Raw genomic sequence first — 14,009 nt, forward strand, 5'->3', positions numbered from 1 at the left:
CGCTCGGCGGTGAACTTCTGGCGGGTGATGGGCGAGACCACTCATCGTGAACTGGGCGCCGGCTCGCGCGTGGCCCTCAATGCGGCGTTCTCGTTCGACATGTCCTTGAAGGGCATCCTGCAACTGTTGTCGGGTCATGCGCTGGTGCTGATCCCGCAGTCGATCCGCGCCAACGGCCCGGCGATGCTGGACTTCATCGATCGTTACCGCATCGATGCCTTCGACAGCACACCCTCGCAGTTGGAGGTATTGCTGGCGGCCGGCCTGATCGGCAAGCCCGGTCATCAGCCGACCAGCGTGCTGCTCGGCGGCGAGCCGATCGGCAAGGCGATGTGGGACAAGCTCAAAGCGTCGCCGAGCATCCACTTCCACAATATGTACGGCCCGACCGAGTGCACGGTCGATGCGACCATCGGCAGCATCCGCGATGCGGTCGGCGGCCCGAATATCGGCCGTCCGATTGCGAATACGCCGGTGTATCTGCTCGACGCGCGCGGCGAGCCGGTGCCGGTCGGCGTGCCGGGCGAATTGTTCCTCGGCGGCGTGCAGGTCGCACGCGGCTATCTGGACCGCCCGGAGCTGACCGCCGAACGTTTCCTGCGCGACCCGTTCTCGACCGAAGCCGATGCGCGGATGTACAAGACCGGCGACCTCGGCCGCTGGCGCGCCGACGGCTGCATCGAATACCTGGGCCGCAACGATTTCCAGGTCAAGATTCGCGGTTTCCGCATCGAGCTGGGCGAGATCGAAGCACGCCTGACTGCCTGCGACGGCGTGCGCGAAGCAGTGGTGATCGCACGCGAAGAAGACAGCGGCGACAAGCGCCTGGTGGCCTATGTGGTGGCGGAGCAGGGCGTCGAGATCTCGGTGACCAACCTGCGCGAAGCGCTGGCCCGCGACTTGGCCGAGTACATGATCCCGAGCGCGTTCGTCGCTTTGGAGTCGTTGCCGTTGACCCCGAACGGCAAGCTCGACCGCAAGGCCTTGCCGTCTCCGGATCAGTCCGCGCTGGCGAGCCGCGAATACGAAGCGCCGCAAGGCGAGACCGAGCAGGCCATCGCCGGGGTCTGGCAGGACCTGCTCGGGATCGAGCGGGTCGGCCGCCACGACCACTTCTTCGAACTGGGCGGGCATTCGCTGCTGGTCATCAGCCTGATCGAACGCCTGCGCCAGTGCGGCCTCAACGTCGACGTGCGCACCGTGTTCACCACTCCGGTGCTGAGCGTGCTGGCCGGCAAGATCGCCGGCGAGGCCGAAGCGCCGGCGGCGGAGGTCGCGCCGAACCTGATCGTCGCCGGCACCACCGCGATCACTCCCGAGCTGTTGCCGCTGGTGACGCTGAGCCAGGCCGAGATCGATGCCATCGTCGCCACCGTGCCCGGCGGCGCCGGCAACGTCCAGGACATCTACCCGCTGGCGCCGCTGCAGGAAGGCATCCTGTTCCACCACATGCTCGAGAACGACAGCGGCGGCGATACCTATCTGCTGCGCACCGTGCTCGGTTTCGACGGCCGCGAGCGCATGGACGCTTTCCTCGATGCCTTGCAGCAAGTCATCGACCGCCACGACATCCTGCGCAGCGCGGTGATCTGGCAGGGCCTGCCGCAGCCGGTGCAGGTGGTCTATCGGCAGGCGCCGTTGCCTCTGCACGAGGCCGAGCTGTCGGCCGATTCGCCGGCCCTGCCGCAGTTGCTTGCCCACACCGACCCGCGCCGCATGCGCCTGGACCTGCAGCGCGCGCCGATCCTGGCCGCGTTCCGCGCCCAGGACCCGGACAGCGGCGAATGGCTGCTGGCGCTGCTGCGCCACCACGTCAGCGGCGACCACGTCGCCATGGCGCTGATCCTGTCGGAGATCCTGGCCCTGTTGCAGGGCCGCGGCGACGCGCTGCCGGCGAGCCTGCCGTACCGCAATTTCATCGCCGCCACCCGCGCCGTGCCCGAGGCCGAACACGAGGCCTGGTTCCGCGAGCAGCTCGGCCATGTCGACGAACCGACCGCGCCGTTCGGCGTGCTCGACGTGCAGAGCAGCGGCGAGCAGGCGCGCGAAGCGCGGATCGTGTTCGACGACGCGTTGGCGCGGCGCATCCGCGAGCTCGCGCGCGAGCGCGGCGTGACCCCGGCGGTGCTGTTCCACGTCGCCTGGGCGCAAGTGCTGGCGCGCTGCAGCGGCCGCGACGAAGTGGTGTTCGGCACGGTGCTGTCGGGCCGCCTGCAAGGTTCGGAAGGCGCGGACCAAGTGGTCGGCATGTTCCTCAACACCTTGCCGATCCGCATCCCGGTCGGCGGCGCAGCCGTGGCCGAGGCGGTGCGCGACACCCACCATCGGCTCAGCGAACTGCTGGCCCACGAGCAGGCCTCGCTGGCCCTGGCCCAGCGGTGCAGCGCGATCGCGCCGCCGTTGCCCTTGTTTACCGCCTTGCTCAACTATCGCCACAGCCACGAGCCCGGCAACGCCGCCGAGGAGCAGGCCATGGCCGAGGCCTGGGACGGCGTGTACGTGCTCAAGGACGACACCCGCAACAACTATCCGCTGACCATGTCGGTCGAGGACCTCGGCCAGGGCTTCGGCCTGACCGCGCTGTCGGTGCCGGGCATCGACGGCCCGCGCGTGGTCCGCTACATGCAGACCGCGATGGAGTCCTTGATCGGCGCGCTCGAAGCCGGCGGCGACACGCCGTTGCAGGCGTTGCCGATCCTGCCGGTGTCGGAACGCGAGCAGGTGTTGAGTAGCTTCAACGATCTGCGTAGCAAAGCGGTCCACGACCGAACGATCCATGGATTGTTCGAGGAACAGGCGGCTTCCGTGCCGGATTCGGACGCGTTGTTGGTCGAAGACGAAGTCCTGAGCTACGCCGAACTAAACCGTCGCGCCAACCAAGTGGCGCATCGTTTGATCGCGCTCGGCGTCAAACCCGACGACCGGGTGGCGATCTGCACCGAGCGCAGCGTGGCGATGATCGTCGGCTTGCTGGGCGTGCTCAAGGCCGGCGCCGCTTACGTGCCGCTGGACCCGAGTTATCCGATCGAGCGCCTGGCTTACATGCTCGAAGACAGCCGGCCCATCGCGCTGCTGACCCAGTCGGCCTTGCGTGCAGCGATGCCGATGCTGGAATCCTCGCCGCTGCCGGTGCTGGTACTTGACGACGAGTCGTTGGCGGATCAAAGCGAAAGCAATCCAAGCATCGCTGGCCTGACGCCGCGCAATCTGGCCTACGTGATCTATACCTCGGGTTCGACCGGTCAGCCCAAGGGCGTGATGGTCGAGCACCGCTCGGCGGTGAACTTCTGGCGGGTGATGGGCGAGACCACCCATCGCGAACTGAGCGCCGGCTCGCGCGTGGCTTTGAACGCCGCGTTCTCGTTCGACATGTCCTTGAAAGGCATCCTGCAACTGCTGTCGGGCCACGCCCTGGTGCTGATCCCGCAATCGATCCGCGCCAACGGCCCGGCGATGCTGGACTTCATCGACCGCTACCGCATCGATGCCTTCGACAGCACGCCCTCGCAGTTGGAGGTGTTGCTGGCGGCCGGACTGATCGGCAAGCCCGGTCATCAGCCGACCAGCGTGCTGCTCGGCGGCGAGCCGATCGGCAAGGCGATGTGGGACAAGTTGCAGGCTTCGCCGAGCATCCACTTCCACAATATGTACGGCCCGACCGAGTGCACGGTGGACGCCACCATCGGCAGCATCCGCGACGCGGTCGGCGGCCCGAATATCGGCCGTCCGATTGCGAACACGCCGGTGTATCTGCTCGACGCGCGCGGCGAGCCGGTACCGGTCGGCGTGCCGGGCGAGTTGTTCCTGGGCGGCGTGCAGGTCGCACGCGGCTATCTGGATCGCCCAGAACTGACCGCGGAACGTTTCGTCCGCGATCCGTTCTCGGCCGAACCCGACGCGCGCATGTACAAGACCGGCGACCTCGGCCGCTGGCGTGCCGACGGCACGATCGAATACCTGGGCCGCAACGATTGCCAGGTCAAGATCCGCGGTTTCCGCATCGAGCTGGGCGAAATTGAAGCGCGCCTGACCGCCTGCGACGGCGTGCGCGAAGCGGTGGTGATAGCCCGCGAAGAAGACAGTGGCGACAAGCGCCTGGTGGCCTATGTGGTGGCGGAGGAGGGCGCCGAGATCGCGGCGACCAATCTGCGCGAAGCGCTGGCGCGCGACCTGGCCGAGTACATGATTCCCAGCGCGTTCGTCGCCCTGGAGTCGTTGCCGTTGAACCCGAACGGCAAGCTCGACCGCAAGGCCTTGCCGTCGCCGGACCAGTCGGCCTTGGCCAGTCGCGAATACGAAGCGCCGCTCGGCGAAGTCGAGCAGACCCTGGCCGAGATCTGGCAGGACTTGCTCGGGATCGAGCGGGTGGGGCGTCACGACCACTTCTTCGAACTCGGCGGCCACTCGCTGCTGATCATGCAACTGGCGATCCGGGTGCGTGAGCGTTTCGAGGTCGAGATTCCGCTGCGCACCCTGTTCGAGCAGCCGACCTTGTCCTTCCTCGCCGGGCTGGTGGTGTCGGCGCAGATCGAATCCTTCGCCGAGAGCGACGTCGCCGACATCGAGCAGTCGCTCGGCGAACTGAGCGAGAGCGAGTTGTTGGCCCTGTTGTCGGAGGACGCAGTCGATGAACGATGAGCAAAGCGTTAAGCTCGAACAGCTGCGGCGCGCCGTGGCCCTGCAGCAGTTGCGCAAGCGCGAGGGCGCGCGCCGCGAGACGGTGGTCACGCCGCCGATGCAGCGCGCCGATCGCGCTGCGACCCTGCCGTTGTCGTGGGCGCAGCAGCGCATGTGGTTCCTCGACCGTCTCGACCACGCCGCCAGCGCCGCCTACCACATGCCGGTGGCGCTGCGTCTGCGCGGTCGTCTGAATCGCGATGCGCTGAAGGCCACCCTCGACCGTCTGGTGGCGCGCCACGAGAACCTGCGCACCCGCTTCGTTGCCGTCGACGGCACCCCGGCGCAGATGATCGACCCGTCCGAGCGCGGTTTCGACTTGATCGAAGAAGACCTTAGCGGCTTGTCCGCCGATGCGCGCGAAGCGGCGGTGGCCGAACGCGGCCTGGCCGAGGCGCATGCCTTGTTCGACCTCACTGCCGGACCGCTGGTGCGCGGGCGCCTGTTGCGCCTGGCCGACGACGAACACGTGTTGCTGGTCACCCAGCACCACATCGTCTCCGACGGCTGGTCGCTCGGCGTGCTGGTCAAGGAAGTGACCGCGCTGTACACCGCTTTCAGCCAGGGCCAGGACGATCCGCTGCCGCCGTTGGCGATCCAGTACGCCGACTACGCCGCGTGGCAGCGGCAGTGGCTGCGGGGCGAGACCCTGCAGCAGGAAATCGAATTCTGGCGCGAGCGCCTGAGCGGCGCGCCGGCGCTGTTGGAGCTGCCGACCGACCGGCCGCGCCCGGCCGCGCAGAGCTATGCCGGCGATCGCTTCGACCTGCAGATCCCGGCGGCGTTGACCGCGAGCCTGCGCGCGCTGTCGCAGCGCCACGGCACCACCTTGTTCATGACTTTGCTCGCGGCCTGGGCGACCCTGTTGTCGCGCCTGAGCGGTCAGGACGAAGTCGTCATCGGCACCTCGGTGGCCAACCGCCGCCGCAGCGAGCTGGAACCGCTGATCGGCTTGTTCCTCAACACCCTGGCGTTGCGTGTCGACCTGCAGGGCGAGCCGAGCACGGCCGAGCTGCTGCAGCGGATCAAGGCGACCACGCTCGACGCCTATGCCCACCAGGACCTGCCGTTCGAGCAGGTGGTCGAGGCGCTGCAGCCGCAGCGTTCGCTCAGCCACAGCCCGATCTTCCAGACCATGCTGGCGTTCAACAATACCGCCGCCGGCGGCGTGTTGCGCCTGCCGGAACTGGAACTGTCGGCGATCGACACGCCGCGCCAGACCGCGCATTTCGACCTGGAACTGGCGGTCAACGACACCGGCGAGGCGCTCGAAGCCAGCTTCGCCTATGCCACCGACCTGTTCGACCGCGCCACCATGCAGCGCTACGCCGGGCATCTGCTGAGCCTGCTCGAAGCGATGACGGCGGACGACAGCGCCACGGTCGCGCGTCTGCCTTTGCTCGATGCGGCCGAACGCGAGCGTCTGCTGAAGACCTGCAACGACACCGTCGCGGCCTATTCGCAGGACCGCTGCGCGCACGAGCTGTTCGAAGCGCAGGCTGCGCGCACGCCTGAGGCGGTCGCGCTGATCTGCGGCGAGACCCGGCTCAGCTACGCCGAACTCGAGCGCCGTGCCAATAGACTGGCGCACCGCTTGATCGCGCTCGGCGTGAAACCCGATGATCGCGTCGCCATCTGCACCGAGCGCAGCGAGGCGATGGCGATCGGCCTGCTCGCCACGCTCAAGGCCGGCGCGGGCTACGTGCCGCTGGAGCCGACTTATCCCGACGAGCGCCTGGCCTACATGCTCGGCGACAGCGCACCGGTGGCGGTGCTGGTGTCGCCGTCGCTGCGCGGCCGCATCGAGGCCTTGTCGTCGACCGCGAGCCTGCTCGCTCTCGACGAAAGCCAGTGGTCGGACGGCGCCGAAGACGCCCCGCAAGTCGCCGTGCTGACGCCGGCGCATCTGGCCTACGTCATCTACACCTCGGGTTCGACCGGGCGCCCCAAGGGCGTGATGGTGCATCACCAGGGCCTGGTGAATTATCTCGAACACGCGCGGCGCGAATACCTCGGCGCGGCGGTGCAGGGCGCGTTGGTGGCGACGCCGTTCGGCTTCGACGCCACCGTGACCAGCTTGTTGACGCCGTGGCTCGCGGGCAAGCCGGTGGTGCTGCTGGCCGAACAAGCGCAAGCTTGCCTGGGCCAGTTGCTCGACTACGCCGGCCATAAGCAGCCGTGGTTGTTCAAGCTGACCCCGGCGCATCTGGACGCGCTGTCCAATCTGGCCGCCGTACCGGTGTCCGCGACCGCGCACGTGCTGGTGGTCGGCGGCGAGCAACTGACCCGCCGCGGCCTGCAGCGTTTCCGCGAACGCGTGTTGCCGGCCTCGGTGGTGATCAACGAATACGGCCCGACCGAAACCGTGGTCGGCTGCACCGTTTACGTCAGCGAGGCCGGCGAGGCGCCGTCCGCCGCCGACGCGGTGCCGATCGGCCAGCCGATCGCCAACACCCGCATCTATCTGCTCGACCGCCTCGGCGCGCCGGTGCCGGTCGGCGTCGCCGGCGAAGTGCATATCGGCGGGGTGCAGGTCGCGCGAGGCTATCTCGGCCGCCCCGAACTGAGCGCGGAGCGCTTCCTCGACGACCCGTTCGTGGGCGTCACGGGTGCGCGCATGTACCGCACCGGCGACCTCGCGCGCTGGAGGACCGACGGCCAACTCGAATACCTCGGCCGCAACGATTTCCAGGTCAAGATCCGCGGCTTCCGCATCGAACTCGGCGAAATCGAGACGCGGCTCGCTGCCTGCGCCGGCGTCGCCGAGGCGATCGTGATCGCCCGCGAAGACAGCCCTGGCGATCAACGCCTCGTCGCCTACGTCCTGGCCGAGAGCGGCGCGACGCCGCAGCCGGGCGCGTTGCGCGAAGCGCTGGCGCGCGAGCTGGCCGAATACATGCTGCCGAGCGCCTTTGTCGCGGTCGAGGCCTGGCCGCTGACCGCGAACGGCAAGCTCGACCGCGCCGCGTTGCCGTCGCCGGACGCCTCGGCGGTGGCCGCGCGCGCCTATGAAGCGCCGCAGGGCGAGGCCGAATTCGCCGTTGCCGAAGTCTGGCAGGCCCTGCTCGGGGTCGAGCGGGTCGGCCGCCACGACCAGTTCTTCGCACTTGGCGGCCACTCGCTGCTGGCGATGGTGCTGATCGAGCGCCTGCGCCAACGCGGCTACAACGCCGACATCGGCGCGGTGTTCACCGCACCGAGCCTGAGCGAACTCGCGCAGCGCCTGGTGCCGGTCGCCGGCGCCGCCTCCGACGCCTACCAGGTGCCGGCCAATCTGATCCCCGACGCGTTCGCCGCCTCCGGCGCGGACGCGGACACCGAGGAATTCCAAGTATGAGTCTCGACGAACTGCTGGCCCGATTGCGCGAACTCGGCGTCGCCGTGCTGGTCAAGCAAGGCGAATTGTCGATCCGCGCGCCGCGCGGCGCGATGGGCCCGGAACTGCTGGAGCAGCTGAAACTGCACAAGCCGGCGCTGCTGGCGATGGCGGTCGAGGACGGCGTCGATCTGGCCGGCGGCGGCCGCGAGCAGGCGCCGGCCAGGATCACTCCGGAGATGCTGCCTCTGGTGCGGCTGAGCCAGGAGCAGATCGATGGCATCGTTGCGGCCGTGCCCGGCGGCGTGGCCAACATCCAGGACATCTATCCGCTGGCGCCGTTGCAGGAAGGGATCCTGTTCCACCACCTGCTCGAAGGCGAGGACGGCGGCGATACCTATCTGCTGCGTTCGGTCGTAGCCTTCGCCGCGCGCGACCGCCTCGACGCCTTCCTCGGCGCGTTGCAGGCGGTGATCGATCGCCACGACATCCTGCGCAGCGCGGTGCGCTGGCAGGGCCTGACCGAGCCGGTGCAGGTGGTGCATCGCCGCGCGCCGTTGCCGCTGACAGAACTGACCCCGGACGCCGGCGAGACCCCGATGGACTGCCTGCTGCGGCGCACCGATCCGCGCCGCCATCGCATCGACCTGCAACGCGCGCCGAACCTGGCCGCGCAGATCGTGTTCGATGGCAACAGCGGCGAATGGCTGCTGGCCCTGCTCAACCATCACATGGTCTGCGACCACGTGACCATGGAGCTGATCCTCGGCGAGATCCATCTGCTGCTGCAGGGGCAGGGCGCCTTGCTGCCGGCGCCGTTGCCGTACCGCAATTTCATCGCCCGCACCCGCGCCGTCGGCGATGCCGAACATGAGGCCTATTTCCGCGCGCAGCTGGGCCATATCGACGAAGCCACCGCGCCGTTCGGCGTGCTCGACGTGCAGGGCGACGGCGCCGCCGTGGCCGAAGCGCGAGTCGAATTCGACGACGCGCTGGCCTCGGCGATCCGCGAAGCCGCGCGCAACCACGGCGTGACCCCGGCGGTGCTGTTCCATGTGGCCTGGGCACAGGTCCTGGGCCAGTGCTGCGGCCGCGACGAGGTCGTGTTCGGCACGGTGCTGTCCGGCCGCCTGCAGGGCGCCGACGTGGCCGAGAACGTGGTCGGCATGTTCATCAACACCTTGCCGATGCGGGTGGCGTTGGCCGGGGTCGAGGTCGGCGACGCGGTCCGCGAGGCCTACCGTGCGCTCGGCGAGCTGCTGGCCCACGAACAGGCGTCGCTGGCGCTGGCCCAGCGCTGCAGCGGCGTGCGCGCACCGACGCCGTTGTTCACGACCTTGCTCAACTACCGCCACAGCCACCAGGAAAGCGCCGCCGAGTCGGAAGACACCGCGCGGGTCTGGGCCGGCATGCGCCGCATCGGCGGCGAGGACCGCACCAATTACCCGCTGACGATGTCGGTCAACGACCGCGGCCACGGCTTCGGTCTTTCGACCCTGGCGGTGCCGGGCATCGACGGCCCGCGCCTGATGGCCTATCTGGAAACCGCGGTGCGAGCGCTGGTCGATGCGCTCGCGCACGAGCCGCAGCGTGCTTTGCGGGGCCTGCCGGTGTTGCCGGCGTCCGAGCGCGAGCAAGTGCTCGGCGGCTTCGGTGCTGCCCGCGCCAGCTTCCGCAGCCAGGACAGCATCCACGGTCTGTTCGAGGCCCAGGCGGCGCGCGATCCCGACGCCGTTGCGCTCAACTTCGACGGCGCCCGCCTGAGCTACGGCGAACTCAACCGCCGCGCCAATCAGGTCGCGCACCGTCTGCTCGAACTCGGCGTGCGCGCCGATGATCGCGTCGCGATCTGCATCGGGCGCGGTTTCGACATGCTGGTCGGCGTGCTCGGCATTCTCAAGGCCGGCGCCGGTTACGTGCCGCTGGACCCGGTGTATCCGGCCGACCGCCTGAGCTACATGCTCGGCGACAGCGTGCCGGTGGCGGTGTTGACCTCGGCCACCCTGCGCGATGAGTTGCCCTTGCTCGGCGAAGCGAATGCGCCCTTGCTGGTGCTCGACGACGGCTCGCTTGCCGACCGGCCCGTGCACGATCCGGCGTTGGCGGTCGAGCCCGGTCATTTGGCCTATGTGATCTACACCTCCGGCTCGACCGGCCAACCCAAGGGCGTGATGGTCGAACACGGCCACGTCGTGCGCCTGTTCGCGGCGACCCGGCCCTGGTTCGAGTTCGGCCGCGACGACGTCTGGACCCTGTTCCACTCGTTCGCCTTCGACTTCTCGGTCTGGGAAATCTGGGGCGCGCTGTTCCACGGCGGCCGCCTGGTGGTGGTGCCGGAGCTGTGCGCGCGCACCCCGGCCGAGTTCTACGAACTGCTCGCCGAGCAAGGCGTGACCGTGCTCAACCAGACCCCGAGCGCGTTCCGCGCGCTGATCGCGGCGCAGGCGCGCAGCGATCGGTCGCATGCGCTGCGCGCGGTGATCTTCGGCGGCGAAGCGCTGGAGCTGCACACCCTGGCGCCGTGGATCGAGCGCAACGATTGCGAACGCACGCAGTTGATCAACATGTACGGCATCACCGAGATCACCGTGCACGCGAGCTATCGGCGCATCCGCGCCGAGGACGTGCGCCAGGCCCGCGGCAGCGTGATCGGTTGCGCGATCCCGGACCTGCAGCTGTACGTGCTCGACGGTCAGTTGCAGCCCGTGCCGGTCGGCGTGGCCGGCGAGTTGTACGTCGGCGGCGACGGCGTCGCCCGTGGCTATCTCAACCGCGCCGAACTCAGCGCCGAGCGCTTCCTGCGCGATCCGTTCTCGGCCTCGCCGCAGGCGCGGCTGTACAAGACCGGCGACCTTGGCCGCTGGCTGCCCGACGGCGATCTCGAATACCTCGGCCGCAACGATTTCCAGGTCAAGATCCGCGGGTTCCGCATCGAACTGGGCGAAATCGAAGCCAAGCTGGCCGCTTGCGCCGGCATCGCCGAGGCGGTGGTGATCGCGCGCGAAGACCAGCCGGGCGACAAGCGCCTGGTGGCGTATTTCATCGCCGCCGACGGCGCCGAACCGAGCGCGGCCGAACTGCGCGAAGCGCTGGCGCGCGAGCTGGCCGAGTACATGATCCCGAGCGCCTTCGTGCGCCTGCAGACCTTGCCGCTGACCGCGAACGGCAAGCTCGACCGCAAGGCGCTGCCGGCGCCGGACCAGGCCTCGGTGTCGAGCCGGAGCTTCGAGGCGCCGCAAGGCGAGACCGAGCGCGTCATCGCCCAGGCCTGGCAGGAACTGCTGGGCCTGGAACGGGTCGGCCGCCACGATCATTTCTTCGAGCTCGGCGGCCACTCGCTGCTGTTGATCGGCCTGATCGAGCGTTTGCGCCAGCACGGCCTGTCGGTCGACGTGCGCAGCGTGTTCGCCGCGCCGACCCTGAGCGCGCTCGCAGCGCGCGCCGACGCTGCCAACGCGCCGGACGAAGCCACGGTGCCGGCCAACCGCATCGGTGCCGATACCGTCGCCATCACCCCGGAGCTGTTGCCGCTGGTGGCGCTGGAACAGGCGCAGATCGACGCCATCGTCGCCGCGGTCCCGGGCGGGCTCGGCAACGTCCAGGACATCTACCCGCTGGCGCCGTTGCAGAAGGGCATCCTGTTCCACCACCTGCTCGAGAACCAGAGCCAGGGCGACACCTACCTGCTGCGCTCGGTGGTGGCCTTCGACGGCCGCGAGCGTCTCGACCGTTTCCTCGGCGCCCTGCAGCAAGTGATCGATCGCCACGACATCCTGCGCAGCGCCGTGCACTGGGACGGCCTGCCGCAACCGGTGCAAGTGGTGCAGCGGCGCGCGCCGCTGCCGGTCACGGAAGTGGCGCTGGCTGCGGGCGAGGCGGCCTTGCCGCAGTTGTTGGCGCACAGCGACACCAACCGCATCCGCCTCGATCTGACCCGGGCGCCGGTGATGGCCGCGCAGATCGCTTTCGACGCCGAGTCGGGCGAATGGCTGCTGGCCCTGCTGACCCACCACATCGTCGAGGACAACTACTCCAAGCAGCTCATGCTCAAGGAAGCCGAGCTGTTGCTGCAGGGGCAGGGCGCGCTGTTGCCGGCGCCGATGCCGTACCGCAATTTCATCGCCCGCACCGTGGCCGCGCCGGAACAGCGCCATGAGCCCTGGTTCCGCGAGCAGTTCGGCGACGTCGACGAGCCGACCGCTCCGTTCGGCGTGCTCGACGTGCAGGTCGACGGCGCCCGCGCCAACGAGTCGCGGGTCGAGTTCGCCGATGCCTTCGCCGTGCGCGTGCGCGAAACCGCGCGTCACTGGGGGGTGACGCCGTCGGTGCTGTTCCACTTGGCCTGGGCCCGCGTGCTCGGCCAGTGCAGCGGCCGCGACGACGTCGTGTTCGGCACCGTGCTGTCGGGCCGCATGCAGGGCTCGGAAGGCGCCGACCAGGTGGTCGGCATGTTCCTCAACACCTTGCCGGTGCGGGTCGGCCTGGCCGGACGCAATGTCGGCCAAGCCGTGCGCGACACCTATGGCTTCCTCGGCGAGCTGCTGGAGCGCGAGCAGGCTTCGCTGGCGTTGGCCCAGCAGTGCAGCGCGATCCTGCCGCCGTTGCCGCTGTTCACCGCTTTGTTGAACTATCGCAACCGCCGCGAGGTGCGCCAGGGCGACACTCGCGACGCCGATGCGGCCTGGGAAGGCATGCGCCTGATCGGCGGCGACGCCCGCAACAACTATCCGTTGACCCTGTCGGTGGAGGACCGCGGCGAAGGTTTCGGCCTGACCCTGTTGTCGGTGGCCGGCATCGACGGCCCGCGCGTGGTCCGCTACATGCAGACCGCGATGGAGTCCTTGATCGCCGCGCTCGAAACCGGCGGCGAGACCTCGCTGCTGAGCCTGCCGATCCTGCCGGGCGCGGAGCGCGAGCAGGTGCTGCGCGAGTTCAACGATCTGCGTGCCGATGCGGTGCATGACCGCACGATTCATGCGCAGTTCGAGGCGCAGGCGGCTTCCACGCCGGATGCCGAAGCGCTTTTGGTCGAAGACGAAGTGCTGAGCTACGCCGAACTGAACCGCCGCGCCAACCGGGTCGCGCACCGCTTGATCGCGCTCGGCGTTAAACCCGACGACCGGGTGGCGATCTGCACCGAGCGCAGCGTGGCGATGATCGTCGGCTTGCTGGGTGTGCTCAAGGCCGGTGCGGCCTACGTGCCGCTCGACCCGAGCTATCCGATCGAGCGCCTGGCTTACATGCTCGAAGACAGCCGGCCCATCGCGCTGCTGACCCAGTCGGCCTTGCGTGCGGCGATGCCGATGTTGGAGTCGTCGCCGCTGCCGGTGCTGGTGCTCGACGACGAGTCGCTGGCCGAGCAGAGCGAAAGCAATCCGAGTATCGAAGGCCTGACACCGCGCAATCTGGCCTATGTGATCTACACCTCCGGTTCGACCGGCCAGCCCAAGGGCGTGATGGTCGAGCACCGCTCGGCGGTGAACTTCTGGCGGGTGATGGGCGAGACCACTCATCGTGAACTGGGCGCCGGCTCGCGCGTGGCCCTCAATGCGGCGTTCTCGTTCGACATGTCCTTGAAGGGCATCCTGCAACTGTTGTCGGGTCATGCGCTGGTGCTGATCCCGCAGTCGATCCGCGCCAACGGCCCGGCGATGCTGGACTTCATCGATCGTTACCGCATCGATGCCTTCGACAGCACACCCTCGCAGTTGGAGGTATTGCTGGCGGCCGGCCTGATCGGCAAGCCCGGTCATCAGCCGACCAGCGTGCTGCTCGGCGGCGAGCCGATCGGCAAGGCGATGTGGGACAAGCTCAAAGCGTCGCCGAGCATCCACTTCCACAATATGTACGGCCCGACCGAGTGCACGGTCGATGCGACCATCGGCAGCATCCGCGATGCGGTCGGCGGCCCGAATATCGGCCGTCCGATTGCGAATACGCCGGTGTATCTGCTCGACGCGCGCGGCGAGCCGGTGCCGGTCGGCGTGCCGGGCGAATTGTTCCTCGGCGGCGTGCA

General features: G+C 68.8%; 3 protein-coding genes. All 3 read left to right on the plus strand.

The annotated features are described in order from the left end of the window. Nucleotides 1-4,638 (plus strand): amino acid adenylation domain-containing protein (locus ACTJJK_RS22200; protein ID WP_440731273.1); only part of this gene is annotated, 4,638 nt, incomplete at its 5' end. After that, entirely contained in the window at nucleotides 4,628-8,014 is a 3,387-nt protein-coding gene (locus ACTJJK_RS22205; protein WP_440731274.1) for an amino acid adenylation domain-containing protein, read from the plus strand. The genes ACTJJK_RS22200 and ACTJJK_RS22205, both read left to right, overlap by 11 nt. Beyond that, on the plus strand, nucleotides 8,011-14,009 hold a 5,999-nt coding region (locus ACTJJK_RS22210), incomplete at its 3' end, for an amino acid adenylation domain-containing protein (RefSeq protein ID WP_440731275.1). The genes ACTJJK_RS22205 and ACTJJK_RS22210, both read left to right, overlap by 4 nt.

It is taken from the genome of Lysobacter sp. 22409 (genome assembly GCF_052045105.1).
Lineage (GTDB): Bacteria > Pseudomonadota > Gammaproteobacteria > Xanthomonadales > Xanthomonadaceae > Lysobacter > Lysobacter antibioticus_B.